Source organism: Geodermatophilus aquaeductus, from assembly GCF_900182545.1.
Taxonomy (GTDB): Bacteria; Actinomycetota; Actinomycetes; order Mycobacteriales; family Geodermatophilaceae; genus Geodermatophilus; species Geodermatophilus aquaeductus.
In genome coordinates this window covers 473,925-492,045 of record NZ_FXTJ01000001.1, presented here as the reverse complement: position 1 = coordinate 492,045, position 18,121 = coordinate 473,925, and the positions used below count along the sequence as shown (strand labels likewise).

The window sequence follows — 18,121 nt, the reverse complement described above, 5'->3', positions numbered from 1 at the left end:
CTTCCCGTGCGGGGCTGCTCACGCTCCGGGTGCTCACGCGCCGCGCGCGAGGCGGCCGGGATGGCGGGGCGGGACGTGCCGCAGGAGGGCCCGGCCCGCGCCGGCCACGAGGACGAGGTCCCCGCCGCGACCCGCCGCGGTCAGGGCCTCGAGCACCGGGCGCTCGACGGTGGCCGTGCGGATGCGGCCGGTCACGCCGGTCTCGGCGATCGCGCGGACGACCTGGGCCTCGACCCGCCCGAGGGCGGCGGCGCGGGTCCGCTCGCCGGAGGGGCGCTGGCCGGGCAGGGGCCCGTCGGCGGGGTCGACGACGTCGACGGCGAGCACGCTGCCCTCGCGGCGGGCGGCCTCGCGCAGCGCCCACACCAGCGCGCCGTAGGCGGCGGCCGAGCCGTCGACGTGGACGACGAGCGAGGGTGCGGGGCGGCGGGACAGCTGCGGGACCAGCCGGACCGGCTCGACGGGCGGAACGGACCGGTCCTCGGGCGGAACTGAGGCGGTCGAATCTCCCATGCAGTGATCCTGACGACACGGAGCGCCCTCGCACAGGGACCAAGGGCCCGGGACCTCCGGATCGGGGCCGGTCAGAGGGCCGGTCGCGTTCCGGTGACCACCGTCGTGCCGTCGTCCTCGGGCTCGTGCACGTGCGGGGACAGGCCCGCGGCGGTGAACACGGCCGCCAGGACGGGTGCCTGCGCCTCGCCGACCTCGGCCAGTACGACGCCGCCCGCGGCGAGCCAGGACGGCGCCCCGGCGGCCACCCGGCGGTGCACGTCGAGGCCGTCCCCGCCGCCGTCGAGGGCGACCCGCGGCTCGTGCAGCCGGGCCTCGGGCGGCAGCAGGGCCAGCGCGCCGGTGGGCACGTACGGCGCGTTGACCACCAGGACGTCGACCCGCCCGCGCAGGTCCCCGGGCAGCGCGTCGAACAGGTCTCCGCCGTGCACCCGACCGCCGACCGGGGCGAGGTTGCGGCGGGCGTAGGGGAGGGCGGCGGGGTCGACGTCGGCGGCGTGCAGCTCCCCCAGGTCCACCGCGGTGGCCAGGGCCAGCCCGACCGCGCCGCAGCCGCAGCACAGGTCGATGGCGACCGGCGCCCGGCCGGTCCGCGCGGCGACGGCCCGCGCCGCGTCGGCCGCCCGGGCCACCAGGGCCGCGGTGCGCTGGCGGGGCACGAAGACGCCCGGACCGACGGCGATCCGCAGGCCGCAGAACTCCACCTCGCCGAGCAGGTGCTCCAGCGGCTCGCCGGCCGCCCGCCGCGCGGCGAGCTCCGCCAGCTCCGCGGGCGTGGTCGCGGCGGCGGTGAGCAGGCGGGCCTCGTCCTCGGCGAAGACGCAGCCGGCGGCGCGTAGCCGGGCGACCAGCGCGTCGTCGGGAGGAGGGGGCACGGGCCCCAGGCTGCCAGCCGCGCCGGACGTCAGACGCACGCGAGCAGGGCGCGCAGCGGAGCGGGGACCGCCGCCGGCTCGAGCCGCTCGACCAGGGCGCGCGCGTAGCGGGCCTTGCGCCCGCTCGTCGTGCCCAGGAACCGGTGCAGCTGCGCCTCGGGGGCGCGGTCGCGCTGCGCCGGCTGCCGGCGGAACGTCGTCAGGGCCTGCGCCTGGCCCTGCTCGGCGACCACCGCCTCGACGCCGGCCACCCCGACCGCGCGGATCAGCTCGTCCTCGAGGTCGGCCACGCAGGCGTGGAAGTGCGCCGCCGCCGGGTCGGGGCCGCCGAGCGCGCGGCGGAAGAACTCCGCCTCGCCGAGGTCGTAGAGGCCGGCCACGCGGACGCCGGCCGCCACCTGCGCGAGGTGCCGCCGGATCGCGGTCGCGCCACCCATCGCGACGACGCGCACGCCGTCGGCGGCCAGGTCCCGGCCCTGCGCCCGGGCGGCCGCCAGCACGGCCTCGCGGTCGCTGACGCCCTCGACGAGCACCACGGCCCGCGGGCGAGCGACGACGACCACGGGCGGACCGTCCCACGCGGAGGGGCGGTCGGGCGACCGGCTTGCCGGTCGGCCGGAGGAGGGAGAGCGGGTGACGAGAATCGAACTCGCACTGTCAGCTTGGGAAGCTGATGTTCTGCCATTGAACTACACCCGCGGTGGCCTGGCGGCCGCCTCCCAGCCTAGCAAGTGACGGGCCACCGGTCCGCCGACCGGGTCCGGGAGAAACCCCGACGGGGGATGTCGAGAACCGGCACGCGGCTGCGTCCCTGCAGTACACACGGCCACGAGGGCCGTACCGCACCGAGGAGAACGACATGGCCAAGTACCTGCTGCTCAAGCACTACCGCGGCGCGCCGGCGGCGGTCAACGACGTCCCGATGGACCAGTGGACGCCGGAGGAGGTCACCGCGCACGTGCGGTACATGGAGGACTTCGCCGCCCGGCTCGAGGGCACCGGCGAGTTCGTCGACGGCCAGGCCCTCTCCCCGCAGGGCACGTGGGTCCGCTACGACGGCGAGGGGCGCCCGCCGGTCACCGACGGCCCGTTCGCCGAGACCAAGGACCTCATCGCCGGCTGGATGGTGATCGACGTCGACAGCCACCAGCGGGCGCTGGAGCTGGCCGGCGAGCTGTCCGCGGCCCCCGGGGCCGGTGGCAGGCCGATCCACGAGTGGCTCGAGGTGCGCCCCTTCCTCGGCGCCGCGCCGACCGTCACGGAGTGACGCGGGTGGACGAGGCCCTCCTCCGGGCGGTCGTCCCCGGCGTGATCGGCGTCCTCCGTCGCCGCGGAGCCGACTTCGCGGCGGCGGAGGACGCCGTCCAGGACGCCCTGGTCGAGGCCGTGCGGACCTGGCCGGACGACCCGCCGCGGGATCCGAAGGGGTGGCTGGTGGCGGTGGCGTGGCGCCGGTTCCTCGACGCCGTGCGCGCCGACACCTCCCGGCAGCGGCGCGAGGTCGTCGTCCACGACGAGCCGGCGCCCGGGCCGGGCACCGAGGTGGACGACACGCTGCAGCTGTACTTCCTGTGCGCCCACCCGTCCCTGACACCGGCCTCGGCGGTCGCGCTCACCCTGCGCGCGGTCGGCGGCCTGACCACGCGGCAGATCGCGCAGGCCTACCTCGTCCCCGAGGCGACCATGGCCCAGCGCATCAGCCGGGCCAAGCGGACCGTCTCCGGCGTCCGCCTCGACCGGCCCGGCGACGTCGGCACCGTCCTGCGGGTGCTCTACCTGGTGTTCAACGAGGGCTACTCCGGGGACGTCGACCTCGCCGCGGAGGCGATCCGGCTCACCCGCCGGCTCGCCGCCGCGATCGACCACGAGGAGGTCGCGGGCCTGCTCGCGCTGATGCTGCTGCACTCCGCGCGGCGCCCGGCGCGGACCCGGCCCGACGGCAGCCTCGTCCCCCTCGCCGAGCAGGACCGCGGCCTGTGGGACACCCGGCTCGCCGCCGAGGGGGTCGACGTCCTCCAGGCCGCCCTGGCCCGCGACCGGCTGGGGGAGTACCAGGCGCAGGCCGCGATCGCGGCCCTGCACGCCGACGCCCGCACGGCCGCGGAGACCGACTGGGTGCAGATCGTGGAGTGGTACGACGAGCTGGTGCGGCTCACCGGCAGCCCGGTCGCCCGCCTCAACCGCGCGGTCGCCGTCGGTGAGGCGGACGGCCCCCGGGCCGGGCTGGCCGCGCTGTCGGAGCTCGATCCCGCCCTGCCCCGCCACGCCGCGGTCGCGGCGTACCTGCACGAGCGGGACGGCGACCTCGGCACCGCGGCCCGGCTCTACGCCGAGGCCGCCCGGTCGGCGCCGAACCTGGCCGAGCGCGACCACCTCACCCGCCAGGCGGCGCGGCTGAACACGCTCCTGCGCGGGTGAGCGGTCGGGTCAGGCGGGGCGGGGGCTGCGGATCGTCACCGTGGTCCCCGCCGGGCCGGGCACGGCGGTGATGTCGGCGAACGCGCTCATGAGCATCGAGCCGCGGCCGCGGTCCATGCTCGAGGTCCGCTCCCTCCACTGCCCGTGGTCGCGCACCGCGATCTCCACCGCGCCGTCGTCGAGGGTCACCCGGACGTCGACGACGGGCTCGACGGGGTCCTGCGCGTGCTCGACGGCGTTGGTGGCGGCCTCGCAGGCGGCCAGGACGAGGTCGTAGACGCGGTCGTCGTCCAGGCCGGCGTCGAGGAGCAGCGCCCGCAGCCGTCGGCGCAGCACCGGGATCGACGACGGGCGGGAGGGGAACCGCCAGGCCGTCGTCGTGGCGCCGGCCGTCCGGGACGGCGGCAGGGGCAACGGCATGGTCTCCGGGGAGGACGCGGTCGCGCGCGGTCGCCGCGGTGGGAGAGTGGGCGCGGCCGCCGACGGGGCGGGCGGGGGCACCGGCGCCCGCCGTCCCCGCGAGCGCTCGAGCACCGCACGCAGCCGGCCGAGCAGCTCGGCGGACTCGAACGGCTTGGGCAGGTAGTCGTCGACGCCGGCGTCGAAGCCCTCGACGGCGGCCTCCTGACCGGCCCGCGCGGTGAGCATGACCACCGGGACGGCGCGCGTGCCCGGGTCGTCGCGCAGGGCGCGGAGCAGCCCGAACCCGTCGAGGCCCGGCATCATCACGTCGGTCAGCACCACGTCGGGGCACACCCGCGCGACGTCGCGCAGCGCCTCCTCGCCGTCGGGCGCCGTCCGCACCGTCCACGACGGCGACAGCAGCCGGGTGAGGTAGGCGCGCATGTCGGCGTTGTCGTCGACCACGAGCACGGTGCCCAGCGGCTCGGCGGCGCGGCCCCGCCAGCCCAGGTCGTCGTCCCAGGGCGTGAGGGCGGCCGCGCGGACCCCGGCCGGCGACGGCGGAGGGGCGGCGTCGCTGTCGGGCTCGCCGAAGGGCAGCCGGACGGTGAACGTGCTGCCGCTGCCGGGCTCGCTCTCCACCGCCACGGTGCCGCCGTGCAGGCCGACCAGCTCGCGGACCATCGCCAGCCCGAGCCCGGTGCCCTCGCGGCTGCGCGCGGGGGAGTCGGTCACCCGGTGGAACCGCTCGAACAGCGCCGGCAGCTCGGCGGCGGGGATGCCCACGCCGGTGTCGGAGACCCGCAGCACCACGGCGTCGCCGTCCGGGCGCAGGGCGACGGTGATGCCGCCGACGAAGGTGTACTTGACCGCGTTCGCGACGAGGTTGAGGACGACCTTCTCCCACATCCGCGGGTCGACCGCGGCGGGCCGGGGCAGCGGCGGGCAGTCCACGGCGAGGGTCAGCCCGGCCCGCTCGGCGGCGGCCCGCAGCACGCCGGCCAACTCGGCGGTGGTGGCGGCCAGGTCGGTGGCCACCCGCACCGCCGCGGTGCGCCCGGCCTCGATGCTGACGAACTCCAGCAGGTCGTCGACCAGCCGCCTGAGCCGCTGGCCGTTGCGCAGGGCGAGGGTGAGCTGGTCGCGGACCGGTGCCGGCAGCTCCCCGCCGGACTCGGCGAGGGCGTCGGTGATCGGGGCGAGCAGCAGGGTCAGCGGCGTGCGCAGCTCGTGGCTGACGTCGGAGAAGAAGGTCGTCTTGGCCCGGTCGAGCTCGGCGAGCGCCTCGGCGCGGGCGCGCTCGGCGGCGTAGGCGCGCGCGTCGGTGACCGCGCCCGCGACCTGTGCGGCGAGCAGCTGGTGGAAGGTCCGGTACTCCTCGTCCAGCGCGCGGTTGGGGCTGACGCCGACCAGCAGCGCCCCGACCGGCTCGCGTCCGGCGCCGCCGGACAGCGGCAGCGCCACGGCCGCGGTCACCTCGTCGCCGAAGGGCCCGCCGGGCACGTGCAGCGCGGCGGCGTCGACGCCCCGCAGGTCGGCGGCCCCCCGCGCCGTGGCCGGCAGCGCGTCGGCGTCGACCCCGACGGTGGCCACCCGGTGCAGCCGGGCGTCCTCGCCGGTGAGGTACACGGCGGCGAAGGGCACATCGAGCGGGTCGGCGGCGAGCGCGGCGCACACCTGGGCGGCGAGGTCGCGCTCGTCCTCGCGGCGCCCGGCGGCGGTGGAGACCTCGTGCAGCAGCCGCTGCCGCCGCTCGGCCACCACCTGCCGGGTGACCTCGGTGCAGACCGCGTGCATCCCGGCGACCTCGCCGTCGTCGCCGAAGGCGGGGGCGTGGGCGTGGGAGACGGTGAAGTAGGTCTCCTCGCGGTAGCCGGCGCGCTCCAGCAGCAGGAGCAGCTGCGGGATCCACGAGGCCTCGCGGGTGGCCATGGCGTGCTCGACCGGCTGCTGCAGCGCCGCCCAGCCCTCCGCCAGCGTGATGCGCAGGTCGTCGCCGATGGCGCCGGGGTGCTTCGCGCCGATGAGCTCGGCGTAGGCGTCGTTGTAGAACTGCGTGTACTCCGGACCCCAGGTCAGGATCATCGGGAACCGCGAGGCCAGGACCGTGCGGACGGCGTAGCGGAGGCTGGCCGGCCAGGTCTGCACCGGCCCGATCGGCGTCGTCGACCAGTCGAAGGCCGCCATCAGGCGCCCGTTCTCGCTGCCGCCGGCGAAGACGTCCTCCGTGCCGGGGCCCGGTGCGACGTCCTGGATCCCGGTCCCGGCGACGGGATCCGGTGCCACGCACACCTCCAGGCACACGAGTGCGGACGCCGGGCGGACCCCCGCCCTGGCGTCATGACGTCGGGAGCCGCAGCGGCTCCCCGTTGGCTGCACGGTACATGCGCTCACTGGGCGCCCGCGGTGTCGTTGCCGAGGTCAGCGGCGCATGACGGCCAGGAAGCCGGTGGCCTCCGAGCGCAGCCGTTCGGCCATCCGGGACAGCCCGGTGACGTCGGTGTCGGCGGTGCCCAGGGACGCCGTGCCGTCGACCGCCGCGGCGATCCCGTCGACCAGGCCGTTCATGTCGGTCACCGTGTCGCCGACCGAGCCGATGACGGCGGTGACGTCGTCGCAGGCGGCGCGGATGGCCTCGACCTGCGCGGTCACCCGCTCGGTGGCCTGCGCCGTCTGGTCGGCGAGGTCCTTGACCTCGGAGGCGACGACGGCGAAGCCCTTGCCGGCCTCCCCGGCGCGCGCGGCCTCGATGGTGGCGTTGAGCGCCAGCAGCCGGGTCTGCGCGGCCACCGACTCGATGAGGGCGATGACCTCGCGGATCTCGGCGGAGGTGCGGGTGAGGGACCCCAGCGTGCCGGTGGCGTTGCCCACCTCGGCCGACGCCGCGGACGCCGCGCTGGTCAGCCCGGCCGCCGACGCGCTCATCTCCGTGGCCGCCGTCGCCACCTGCTCGCTCATCGCCAGCACGACCGACTCGAACTCGTCGGCCAGCCGCAGCCGCGAGGTCTGTGCCTCGGTGACCCGCCCGGCCGTCTCGCGCATCGCGTCGCGGGCGGCGTTGATGTCGGTCGCCGCGTGCCGGTAGGCGCCCTGCAGCCCGGTGCGGAGCACCTTGCGGTGGTGGCGGCCCTCGGCGGCCGAGGCGAGCGCGGCCCGCGACTCCCGGACGAAGGCGTCGCTGACGTCCAGCGCGCGGTTCACCCCGTGCTGCAGGGCGACGAGCTCGGGGACGGCGTCGGAGCCGTCGACCGGCACGGCGCGGGCCTCGAGGTCGCCGCGGGCGGCCGCCTCGCAGGTCTGGGTCAGCCGCCGCACGAACGCGCGGTAGACCTCGAGCTCCGCGGCGTCGGAACGGGTGCGGGAGCGTGCCATCAGTCCTCCTCCTCGCCGATGACCGACCACACCAGGTCCTCGTACGAGGCCGCCTGCTCGGCGACCAGCCGCCCGAACAGCTCCGACGACGCCGCGACGGCCGCGCGGGCGTTCGGGTGGCGCCGCTCCTCGGCCAGGAGGCGCTCGTAGAGGGGCCGGATGCGGTCCACCGCGCGGCGGGAGGGCCGGCGGCGGTTGGAGTGGTAACCCACGACCGAGCCGTCGGCGCCGTAGGAGGGCGTCACGTGGGCGAGCACCCAGTAGGACGCGCCGTCGGCGGCGAGGTTCTGGATGTAGGCGAACAGCTCGCGGCGGTCGGAGAGGGTGTCCCACAGCAGCTGGAAGACCGCGCGCGGCATGTCGGGGTGGCGGATCAGGTTGTGCGGCTGCCCGATCACCTCGTCGAGGGAGTAGGCGCCCACCCGCAGGAAGACGTCGTTGGCGTAGGTGATGACCCCGCGCGGGTCGGTCTTGGAGACGATCAGCTCGTCGGCCGCGAAGGTCCGCTCCTTCCCGGTGGGGCGCACGGCCGTCCGGGTGGCGCGCACCGCGGTCCGCGGGTGGGTGTCGAGCACGCGGGTGTCCTCCTGCGGGTCGTCGTCCCCGCAGGTATCGGCAGGGAGCGGCCGGACGCGACCCGAAACGCCGACGGCCGGACCGGGGAGGTCCCCGGCCCGGCCGTCGGCTCACTCGGTGGCTCAGGCGCGCAGCACCAGACCGCGGCAGGACGACGCGCAGTCCAGCGACCAGACCGACGCCGGCACCGCGTCCCAGCGAGCCGAGCGGACCAGTCGCACGCTCCCGGGACCGGTCACCTCCGACGGCCCCGTCGGGGCCGCGCCGCCGCTGCTGCCGCCCGGCGTGGGCGTGCTGCCGGCACCCGGGGACGACGGGGCCGGCGTGGGGGCGGGCGTTGACCCGCCGGTGCCCGGGGTCGGCGCGGTGCCGCCCGTGGCCGCCGCCACGTACTCGAGGACGCTCGGGAGCACCTCGGACCGGCCGTCGGGGGCGAAGACCGTGACGTCGTACCGCCCGGCGACGCGGGCCGGGGACCGGAAGACGACCTCGGTGGTGCTCGAGCGGACCACGGTGGCCGCGCCGGACGAGCCGACGAGCACCCGCGCGCCCACCGGGAGCGCCAGGCCGGTCACGCGGACCTCGGTCCCGCCGGCCACCGACACCCGCACCGGGCTGATCGAGGTGATGCGGAAGGTGCCGGTGCCCGGGTAGGTCTGCTGGCCGCCGGTGCCCGGGGTCGGCGTGGTCGTGCCGGGGGTGGGGGTGGGGGTCACCGAGCCGGAGCCCGACCCGCCGGAGCCGCTGCCGGACCCCGAGCCGCTACCGGACCCAGAGCCGCTGCCGGTCCCGGTGCCCGTTCCCGTGCCGCTCCCCGTGCCCGTGCCCGTGCCGGTCCCCGGACCGGTCCCGGTGCCCGTGCCGCTCCCCTCGGGGGTGGTGCCGCCAGGGGTCGTGCCGCCCGACGGGCCGCCCGGGGCGGTGCTGCCGCCGGTCGGGCCGCTGGGTGCCGTGGTGCCGGAGCCGGGCGTCCCGGTGCCGCCCGAGCCGGAGCCGGTGCCGGTTCCCGTGCCGCTCCCCGTCCCGCCCCCGGTCGAGCCGGAGCCGCCGGTGCCCGGGGTGGCCGGGGTGCCCGTGCCGGGCGTGCCGGTGCCGCCCGGGGTCGTGCCGCCCGGGGTGGTGCCGCCCGACGGACCCCCCGACGGGGCCGGCGCGCCGACCACGAGCGGGGCCGCGCGGGTGCCGCCCACCGTCGCGCCGTCGCGGGTGAGCTGCACGGTGAGGACGTAACGGCCCTCGGGCAGGGGCACCGACGGCGCCAGGACCAGCCCGGCGAGGGAGGTGCGGGCGCCGAGGGAGAAGGTGGCCTGCCCGTCATCGTCCGTGGTCACGGTGGCGCCGTCGAGGACGACCGGGACGTCGGCGACGGCCCAGGTGCTGCCCTGGTACTGCATGCCCAGGCCGAGGGTGACGGCGAAGGAGCCCGGCGCCACGGTGCCGCTGACCGCCACCCGCGGGGTGACGGTGCCCGGCGCGGCGGTCATCGAGGTGAAGCCGTACTCGACGGCGCCGACGCCGGCGGTGGCCAGGCCCGACACCGACAGCCGGCCGCCGCTCACCGACCGGCCACGGAAGGCCGCGACCGGGTCGACGTCGGCGAGCACGGCGGAGCGCAGGGCGGCCGCGCTGAGGTCCGGGAAGGCCGCCCGGTAGAGCGCGACCGCGCCCGCCACCTGGGGCGCGGCGATCGAGGTGCCGCTGACGAGCTCGTAGCCACCGCTGTTGGCGGTGGTGAAGACCTGGGTGCCCGGGGCGAACAGGTCGACGGTCGTGGCGCCGTACGCGGAGAAGGAGCTCACCGTGTCGGCCGCCGTGCTCGCGCCGACGGTCAGCAGGTTGGGCTCGGCGTAGGCGGCCGGGTAGAGCGGGTAGCGGTCGCGGTCGGCGGCGTCGTTGCCGGCGGCGGCCACCACGACGACGCCCTTGCTGCCCGCGTAGGCGATGGCCGAGCGCAGGTACTCCAGCGCCGCGCCGCTCATCGAGCCGCCCCAGGAGGCGTTGACGACGTCGGCGCCGTGGTCGGCGGCGTAGCGGATGGCCTCGGCGCCCAGCATCGCGTCGACGCCGCCGCCGCTGCCCACGACCAGCGGCATGATCGTCACGTCGGGCGCGACGCCCGCGGTGCCGCGGTTGTTGCCGGTCCGCGCGCCGACCGCGCCGGACACGCCCGCGCCGTGCTCGCCGCCGGCGCCGTTGTCGACGTCGGGCGAGTTGGTCGTGAAGTTCCAGCCGTGGCAGTCGCCGGCCTTGCCGTTGCCGTCGGTGTCGCGGGTGCCGCAGGGCTCGGCGGGATTGGTCCACAGCGCGCCGGCGAGGTCCTCGTGGTCGCTGTCGTAGCCGGTGTCGACGACGGCCACGACGACGCCGGAGCCGGTGCCGCCGGCCCACCCGTCGGGAGCGTCGGTGTCGGCGTCCGGGACGGCGCCCTGCCCGGGAGCGTTGGTGCCGGTGTTGACCAGGTTCCAGCCGTAGGACGGCACGTAGGGGTCGCTGACGGTGCCGAGGACCGGCAGGCTCGGCGAGACCTCGACGGAGGCGACGCCGTCGACGGCGGCCAGGTCGTCGGCGGAGAGCCGGTCGGTGGCCACCAGCGCGCGGCCGTCGCTGAGCGGCTGGGCGCTGGCCACGCCGTCGAGGGCCGCCAGCGGGGCCAGCAGCGCGGAGGCGTCGGCGGCGTCGGCGGTGACCACGTAGCGGTCCAGGCCGTCACCGGGTCCCCAGCCGTCGGCCACGGCGACGGCGGGTGCGGCCAGTGCGGCCACCGTCGCCGCCCCGGCGAAGCCGGTGGCCGCGGCCGTGACCAGCACGACCGCCTGTGTGCGCCTGCGGAGCGTCGCCACGTCGGGCCTCCTCCCCGGCCCGGGTCCCCTGCCCGGCCGGCGGCCGGTCCTCCGATGGGCCGGCAGGGGGACCTCGGCGGCGGCGGAGCCGGTCTCGAGCCGGGTCCGGCGGCGGTGACCCGATGGGGGGAGGTGGCGTGCTCCCTAGACTCCGCGCCATGCTGCTGTCCGACCGCGACATCCGCGCCGCGATCGCCGAGGGGCGTCTCGGCATCGAGCCGCACGACGCGGGGCTGGTGCAGCCCTCGAGCATCGACGTCCGGCTCGACCGCTTCTTCCGGGTCTTCAACAACGCCCGGTACACGCACATCGACCCGGCGCAGCAGCAGGACGACCTCACCACGCTGGTCGAGCCCGACGGCGACGAGCCGTTCGTGCTGCACCCCGGGGAGTTCGTCCTCGGCTCCACGCTCGAGGTCGTCTCGATCCCCGACGACCTCGCCGCGAGGCTCGAGGGCAAGGCGCTGGCCCTGGAGACCTCCGTCCCCACCCCGACCGGGTGGACGACGATGGGCGCCCTCGCCGTGGGCGACGAGGTGTTCGACGAGAACGGCGCTCCCTGCCGCGTGGTCGCCGCCACCGAGGTGATGCTCGGCCGGCCGTGCCGCGAGGTGGAGTTCAGCGACGGCTCGGTGTTCATCGCCGACGCCGCACACCTCTGGGTGACCACGACGAAGCCGGAACGGCGACCCGGCCGGCCACGCCGGTCGGCGCAGCGAACCACCGACGAGATCGCCCGCACGCTGCACTACGGCGGCGAGTACAACCACCACGTCGCGTTGGCCGGGCCGGCCCGGTACCCGACCGCTGACCTGCCCGTGGACCCCTACGTCCTCGGCTACTGGCTCGGTGACGGCACCAGCACCAAGGGCGAGATCACCGTCGGTGCCGGCGACGAGGAGGTCCTCGCGCACTTCGAGGCGGCCGGCTATGCGGTCTGGCCCGCCACGGCCCCGTCGGCGTACCGGCTCGGAGGTGCGGTCCGCCACGACGGCCACGAGCACCGACGCGGCGACGGTGGCCGGTTCGGCGCGAACGGCTCGCTGAGCAGCGACCTCCGCGCCCTCGGCGTGCTCGGCGACAAGCACGTCCCGGCTCGCTACCTGACAGCCGATCCCGCGCAGCGGCTGGCGCTGTTGCAGGGCCTGATGGACTCCGACGGTTACATCGACGACCAGGGGCGGTGCGAGTTCAGCAACACGCGCGAGGACCTCGCCTGGGCCGTGCACGAGCTCGCGGCCAGCCTCGGCCTCCGGCCGACGCGGAGGAAGAAGCGGGCGATGCTCAACGGCATCGACTGCGGCCCGGCCTTCCAGGTGAAGTTCACGCCCCGGCGCGTGTCGGTGTTCCGGCTCGCCCGCAAGGCCGCTCGGGTGAAGACCGACGACCGCGGTCACGAGTTCCGCGCGATCCGCGCCGTCCGTGAGGTGTCGACCGTCCCCGTGCGGTGCATCCAGGTGTCGTCGCCCAGCGGGATGTTCCTGATCGGCGACTCCTACATCCCGACGCACAACTCGTCCCTGGGGCGTCTCGGACTGCTCACCCACTCGACGGCGGGCTTCGTCGACCCGGGTTTCTCCGGTCACATCACGCTGGAGCTGTCCAACGTGGCCAACCTGCCGATCACGCTGTGGCCCGGGATGAAGATCGGCCAGCTGTGCCTGTTCCGGCTCTCCAGCGCGGCCGAGCACCCCTACGGCTCGGAGGTCTACGGCTCCCGCTACCAGGACCAGCGCGGGCCGACGCCGTCGCGGTCGTTCCGCAACTTCACGCGCGCGGAGACGCGGCGCCCGCAGGGCTGACCTCCGCGGGCGACCAGCCGGGCACCTCGTCGTCGACGTAGCGGTCCCGGGTGACCAGCCACCCGGTGACCGTGAGCCCCACCGTGGCGACGGCGATGAGCACGAACATGCCGGTGTAGCCGCCGGTCGCCCCGCGCAGCACGCCGACCAGCAGCGGGCCGGTGCCGGCCAGCACGTACCCCCAGCCCTGCGTGACCGTGGACAGCGCGGCGGTCGTCTCCGGCGTCCGGGCGCGCACGCCGATGAGCGCCAGCACCATGCTGAAGGTCCCCATGCCGACGGCGAGCACGCTCATCCACAGCCACGGCAGCGTGCGCGGCGCCATCCACAGCCCGGTCCAGCCGACGGCGTAGCAGGCCATGAACCCCAGCAGCAGCGGCCGCTGCCAGCGCTGCCGGACGGTGAGCGACGGGACGACGGCGTTGACCGGGATGACGACGACGGAGTTGATCCCGAGCAGCAGCCCGGCGGCCGCGGCGCTGAGCCCCGAGTCGCGCAGGTACTGGGCCGACCAACCCATGACCACGTAGGCCTGCATCGCCTGCAGCCCGAAGAAGGCCGCCATGGTGAGCGCGAGCGGGCTGCGCGCCAGCGGGCGCATCCGCACCGCGCGGTGCGCCGCGCGGCCGGCGCCGGGCTGGCGCGGCGTCAGGAACCACGGCACCGCGGCGACCAGCGCCAGCACCGCCCACACCCCCAGCGCCCAGCGCCAGCCGCCCGGGCCGACGGCGGCGGCGATCGGGGCGGTGGAGACCGCGGCGACGGCGCCGCCGATGGCCATGCTGGCGCTGTAGGCACCGATGAGCAGCCCGGTCCGCTCGGGGAACCAGCGCTTGACCAGGCCGGGCAGCAGCACGTTGCCCAGCGCCCCGCCGACCATGGCCAGCACGGTGCCGGCGAGGAACAGCGGGAAGGAGTCGACGACGGCCCGCAGCACCAGCCCGGCGGCCATCGTCAGCAGCGCGCCGGCGAGCACGTGCGCGTCGCGGAACCGCGCGGCCAGCGGCGGACCGGCGAACCCGATGGCCGCGAAGCACAGCACCGGCAGCGTCGTCACCACGCCGGCCGCCGCGCTGGAGACGCCGAGGCCCTCCTCGAGCTCCTCGAGCACCGGGCCGACCGTGGTCACCGCCGTCCGCAGGTTCGCGGCGGTCAGCACGATCGCGATCGCGACGAGCAGCAGGCCGCGCCGGGAGTCGCCGGCCGTGGGGATCGGGGGAGCGTCGTCGGCCGTGCGGGTCACCCGTCGATGGTCCCCCCGTCCCCCGCCGCGGCCGGAGGCGGGTGCACAGGCCAACCGTTCGCGTGGACATGCCCCCGCAGACGACGGACGCCGCCGGCGAGGGTGGACCTCGCCGACGGCGTCCGTCGGGGTGCTGCTGCGCTACGCCTGCGGGCCGTGTCCCGTGGCGGCCGAGCCGGTGCCGGCGACGTCGTCGTCGGCGGTGCCGACCTCGGCGCCGTGCTCGGTGCCCGGGGTGCCGACCGGCGCCATCGAGCGGAGCAGGATCTGGCTGACGTCGAGGACCTCGACGTGCTCGGCGGCCTCGCCGTTCTGCTTCTTCGACGTCAGGGCGTCCGACAGCATCGTGATGCAGAACGGGCACGCGGTGGAGATGACGTCCGGGTCGAGGCCGAGGGCCTCCTCGGTGCGCTCCACGTTGATCCGCTTGCCGATCTTCTCCTCCATCCACATGCGCGCGCCGCCGGCGCCGCAGCAGAAGCCGCGGTCCTTGCAGCGGTGCATCTCCTGGGTGGAGAGGCCCTGCACGCTGTCGAGGATCTCCCGCGGCGGCGTGTAGACCTTGTTGTGCCGGCCGAGGAAGCACGGGTCGTGGTAGGTGACCTTGCGGTCGACCGGGGTGACCGGGGTGAGCCGGCCCTCCTCCACCAGCTGGCTGAGCAGCTGCGTGTGGTGCACGACCTCGTACTCGCCGCCGACCTGCGGGTACTCGCGGCCCAGCGAGTTGAAGCAGTGCGGGCAGGTGGTGACGATCTTGCGGGTGCCCGGCACGCGGCCCTCGAAGACGCCGTTGAGGGTCTCGACGTTCTCCTGGGCCATCATCTGGAAGACGAACTCGTTGCCCATGCGGCGGGCCGGGTCGCCCGAGCAGGTCTCGCCCGAGCCCAGGACGGCGAACTCGACGCCCGCCGTGTTGAGCAGCTCGGCGACGGCCTTGGTGACCTTCTTGGCGCGGTCGTCGATGGCGCCGGCGCAGCCGACCCAGAACAGGTACTCGACGTCGTAGGGCAGCGGGCCGTCGGCCATGCGGACCTCGAAGTCGACCTCCTTGATCCAGTCCTCGCGGGTGCTCGGGCTGACGCCCCAGGGGTTGCCGCGGTTCTCGAGGTTGCGCAGCATCACGCCGGCCTCGGACGGGAAGTTCGACTCGATGAGCACCTGGTAGCGGCGCATGTCCTCGATGTGGTCGACGTGCTCGATGTCGACCGGGCACTGCTCGACGCAGGCGCCGCAGTTGGTGCAGCTCCACAGCACGTCGGGGTCGATGACCCCGCCCTCCTCGAGGGTGCCCACCAGCGGGCGGTGTGCCTGGGCGTCGTTGGTGCCCTCGATGCGGGCGTAGCCCGAGGCCCAGACCTGCTCGTCGCTGGGCTTGAGGATGTCGTAGTCGGGGGCGGTCTCCGACGCCGTCTTCTCACCGAGCAGGTACGGGGCCTTGGCGTACAGGTGGTCCCGCAGGTCCATGATCACCATCTTGGGAGACAGCGGCTTGCCCGTGTTCCAGGCAGGGCACTGGCTCTGGCACCGCCCGCACTCGGTGCAGGTCGTGAAGTCGAGCATCCCCTTCCAGGTGAAGTCCTCGATCTTGCCGCGACCGAAGACGTCGTCCTCGCCCGGGTCCTCGAAGTCGATCGGCTTGCCGTTCGAGGTCATGGGCTGCAGCGGGCCGAGCGCGACGCTGCCGTCGTCGTTCCGCTTCCAGTAGATGTTGAAGAACGCGCTGAAGCGGTGCCAGGCGACGCCCATGTTGAGGATGCGGCTGATCACCACGAGCCAGGCGAGCGAGACGACGATCTTCACGAACGCGACGACGCTGAGCAGGTCGGGGCTGTCGGGCAGCACCGTGGCGACCAGGCTCGAGACCGGGTGCGACCAGGTGGGGGCCTCGGTCAGGCCGGAGGAGATCTTCAGCGCGCGGATCAGCAGGATGCAGACGCCGACGGTCAGGACGACGGCCTCGACGAAGTAGCCGCGACCCTCGTTGGAGCCGGCGAAGCGGCTGGTGCGGCCCTGGCGGCGCGGGTGGTCCTTCTGGCGCCGGTAGATCAGGTACAGGATGCCGAGGATCGTGCCGGTGCCGATGACGTCGGCGAACAGGTTCCAGATGCCCCACTCGCCGATGAGCGGCAGGTGGAAGGCCGGGTTCCAGACCTCACCGAAGGCCTCGACCAGCGTGAGGAACAGGCCGTAGAAGCCGACGAACACGAACCAGTGGGCGGCGCCGATGGCCGACCACTTGAGCATCCGGGTGTGGCCGAGCGACTCGACCACGAGGGTCTTCAGCCGCGGGCCGACCGGTCCGTTGCGGGTGCTGTCGGGTTGGCCGGTGCGGATGATGCGCACCATCGCGCGCACCGCCCGGTAGGCCAAGACGACGGCCACGATGAGGAACAGCACGCTGATCGTGCCCAGCACGACCTGCAGGGGGCCCGTCATGATTCCCTCTCCCCACGCCTGCCGGCGTCGGTTGGCTCCGTCCGCACCGGCCGGCGAGAGGGGTCTCGCCGCCGTCACCGGCCCGCGGGGCCGGCGGCGGATCGCGCGCGGGCGGCTGTGCCCACGCAGCCCAGCACGATAGCTGGCCGACGCGCAGGTTACTCGCTGGTAACCGTGGGCGCCGCGCCCCGATCCGGCCCCTCCGACGGTGCTCCCCGTCCACTCGCACCGCGCCGAGCTGCACGTTCGCCGATTCCCTGCAGGCGTGGAACACGTCGCGCCGGTGTTTCTGGCGCTGCGCCGTCCGCCAGGGAGGTGACCGGGCTCACGGGCCCGCATCACGCCCCGGTCACCGCCGCTGGAACTCCGCCCGGACCCCGCGCCGCCATCCCCACCTCGCCGTCCTCGCCGTGTGGTGCCCGACCTCACGCTGCGGCGCGAGGGCGGGCACCACGCGGCGCGGTCTGCTCACGCGGACTGCCGTCGCCCGAGGGCCCGGGGGGTGGCCGTGAACGGCCGGGTCGCCGGCCCGGGCGTGCCGAGCAGCCCGGCCACGCGGTCGGCCGTGGCCGGCCAGGGGTCGCCGAGGTCGGCGTCGGCGATGCGGACGACGCGGATGCCCAGGGCGCGGAGTTCGTCCTCGCGCCGCTTCTCCTCCCACAGGACCTGTGCGGCGGAGCGGTCGCGCCACGGCCGGGTGTACTTCACCCGCCCGTCGAACTCGACGGCGACCGCGGCGTCGTCGAACCACGCGTCGACGACGCCGACGAGCCGCCCGTCGCTCCGGATCTCGACCTGCAGCTCCGGGGTGGGCAGCCCCGCCCCGAGGATGCGCAGCCGTCCGCGCGTCTCCAGCGGGGACTCTGCGCGCCCGTCGGCCAGCCCGATCGCACGCCGCGCCCGCGGTGCGCCACGCCAGGATGCCTGCGCTGCCACCGCGTGCGAGAGGTCCTGGGGTGTCGTCCACCCGGCCAGGAGGGCGGCGTCCATGGCTACGACGGCGTCCTCCAGCGGCCACTCCCGGGCGCAGTCGACCAGGGTGCGGGCCGTCGAGGTGAGCCGGAAGGGGCCGCGCCGAACGACCTCGCCGGGGCTCAGGGGTGCGCACGACATGCGGAAGGCCGAACCCGCCCGCCACTGCGCCGGGTCGGTGAGCCGCACGGTGGGGTCCAGCCCCGTCCAGACCGGCAGGCCGAAGAGCAGGGCGGCCGAGCCGTGGCTGACGACGGCGCCGGGCCGGTCGAGGGAGAGCAGGGCCGCCAGGCAGTCCACGCCGTGCCGACGGTCCCCGAGGTCGGCCAGTCGGGCCGCGGTCGTGTAGACGCCGCGGCGCAGGCGCACCCAGCCGCCGGTGGCGCACAGGACGCGGATCTCGTCGTGGCCGTAGCCCGCGCGGCGCGCGTCGACGGCGGTGAACAGGCCCCACTGGCGCTCGGCCGCGGCGCGGAGAACGGGGTGCACACCGTCACCGTGGCGGGCTCCCTCCCTCCTCAGGTCGAAGGGCGCCGGACTGTGGAGGGCGGCCGGAGGTGTGGATCGCCCTCCCCGTGTGGTGCCCGACCCCACCCCGCAACGCGAGGTCGGGCACCGCGCGGTGAGGGTGGTGTCCGGCCGGCCAGTGGCGGCGGCGGCGGTGGCGGTGGC

13 protein-coding genes and 1 tRNA gene are annotated in these 18,121 nt (G+C 75.8%); 3 read left to right on the top strand and 11 right to left on the bottom strand.

Features of this window, described 5'->3' with window-relative positions:
* Positions 1 to 33: 33 nt before the first annotated feature.
* The 4 genes from FN207_RS02435 to FN207_RS02420 all read right to left on the bottom strand — a co-directional run bounded on the left by FN207_RS02435 (position 34) and on the right by FN207_RS02420 (position 2,087).
* Positions 34 to 513, bottom strand: coding sequence for a universal stress protein (locus tag FN207_RS02435; protein WP_142456745.1), 480 nt, complete (start codon positions 511 to 513; stop codon positions 34 to 36).
* 71 nt (positions 514 to 584) lie between these two features.
* On the bottom strand, positions 585 to 1,388 hold the full coding sequence (locus FN207_RS02430) for a putative protein N(5)-glutamine methyltransferase (RefSeq protein WP_142456744.1): 804 nt from the start codon (positions 1,386 to 1,388) through the stop codon (positions 585 to 587).
* A 29-nt stretch (positions 1,389 to 1,417) separates the two neighbouring features.
* On the bottom strand, positions 1,418 to 1,951 hold the full coding sequence (locus FN207_RS02425; protein WP_142456743.1) for a TOPRIM nucleotidyl transferase/hydrolase domain-containing protein: 534 nt from the start codon (positions 1,949 to 1,951) through the stop codon (positions 1,418 to 1,420).
* Between the two features lie 65 nt (positions 1,952 to 2,016).
* Positions 2,017 to 2,087 (bottom strand) — tRNA-Gly (locus FN207_RS02420).
* 160 nt (positions 2,088 to 2,247) lie between these two features.
* Here FN207_RS02420 and FN207_RS02415 point away from each other — a divergent pair.
* A complete protein-coding gene (locus tag FN207_RS02415; RefSeq protein ID WP_142456742.1) occupies positions 2,248 to 2,655 on the top strand; it encodes a YciI family protein in 408 nt (135 codons plus the stop codon).
* 5 nt (positions 2,656 to 2,660) lie between these two features.
* A complete protein-coding gene (locus FN207_RS02410) occupies positions 2,661 to 3,806 on the top strand; it encodes an RNA polymerase sigma factor (RefSeq protein ID WP_142456741.1) in 1,146 nt (381 codons plus the stop codon).
* A 9-nt stretch (positions 3,807 to 3,815) separates the two neighbouring features.
* Here the strand turns inward: FN207_RS02410 and FN207_RS02405 are convergent, their stop codons facing one another.
* The 4 genes from FN207_RS02405 to FN207_RS02390 all read right to left on the bottom strand — a co-directional run bounded on the left by FN207_RS02405 (position 3,816) and on the right by FN207_RS02390 (position 10,996).
* Positions 3,816 to 6,494 carry an ATP-binding protein gene (locus FN207_RS02405; RefSeq protein WP_246065697.1) on the bottom strand — a complete coding sequence of 893 codons (2,679 nt, stop codon included), beginning with the start codon at positions 6,492 to 6,494 and terminating at the stop codon, positions 3,816 to 3,818.
* A 135-nt stretch (positions 6,495 to 6,629) separates the two neighbouring features.
* Positions 6,630 to 7,580 (bottom strand): methyl-accepting chemotaxis protein, encoded by a 951-nt coding sequence (locus FN207_RS02400; RefSeq protein WP_142456740.1) that lies wholly within the window; start codon positions 7,578 to 7,580, stop codon positions 6,630 to 6,632.
* Positions 7,580 to 8,155 carry a PAS domain-containing protein gene (locus FN207_RS02395; protein WP_221887995.1) on the bottom strand — a complete coding sequence of 192 codons (576 nt, stop codon included), beginning with the start codon at positions 8,153 to 8,155 and terminating at the stop codon, positions 7,580 to 7,582. Before FN207_RS02395 ends, FN207_RS02400 begins: the two co-directional genes overlap by 1 nt.
* A gap of 123 nt (positions 8,156 to 8,278) precedes the next feature.
* Entirely contained in the window at positions 8,279 to 10,996 is a 2,718-nt protein-coding gene (locus FN207_RS02390) for a S8 family serine peptidase (protein ID WP_142456739.1), read from the bottom strand.
* A gap of 158 nt (positions 10,997 to 11,154) precedes the next feature.
* Here FN207_RS02390 and dcd point away from each other — a divergent pair, with 158 nt between their 5' ends.
* Positions 11,155 to 12,798, top strand: coding sequence for a dCTP deaminase (gene dcd / locus FN207_RS27485; RefSeq protein ID WP_246065696.1), 1,644 nt, complete (start codon positions 11,155 to 11,157; stop codon positions 12,796 to 12,798).
* Here the strand turns inward: dcd and FN207_RS02375 are convergent.
* The 3 genes from FN207_RS02375 to FN207_RS02365 all read right to left on the bottom strand — a co-directional run bounded on the left by FN207_RS02375 (position 12,764) and on the right by FN207_RS02365 (position 17,938).
* Entirely contained in the window at positions 12,764 to 14,041 is a 1,278-nt protein-coding gene (locus tag FN207_RS02375; RefSeq protein WP_142456738.1) for an MFS transporter, read from the bottom strand. The genes dcd and FN207_RS02375 overlap by 35 nt on opposite strands.
* Before the next feature lie 141 nt (positions 14,042 to 14,182).
* On the bottom strand, positions 14,183 to 16,477 hold the full coding sequence (locus tag FN207_RS02370) for a (Fe-S)-binding protein (protein ID WP_142456737.1): 2,295 nt from the start codon (positions 16,475 to 16,477) through the stop codon (positions 14,183 to 14,185).
* A 468-nt stretch (positions 16,478 to 16,945) separates the two neighbouring features.
* Complete coding sequence (locus FN207_RS02365; RefSeq protein WP_142456736.1) at positions 16,946 to 17,938, bottom strand: type IV toxin-antitoxin system AbiEi family antitoxin domain-containing protein; 993 nt, start codon at positions 17,936 to 17,938, stop codon at positions 16,946 to 16,948.
* Positions 17,939 to 18,121 lie beyond the last annotated feature (183 nt).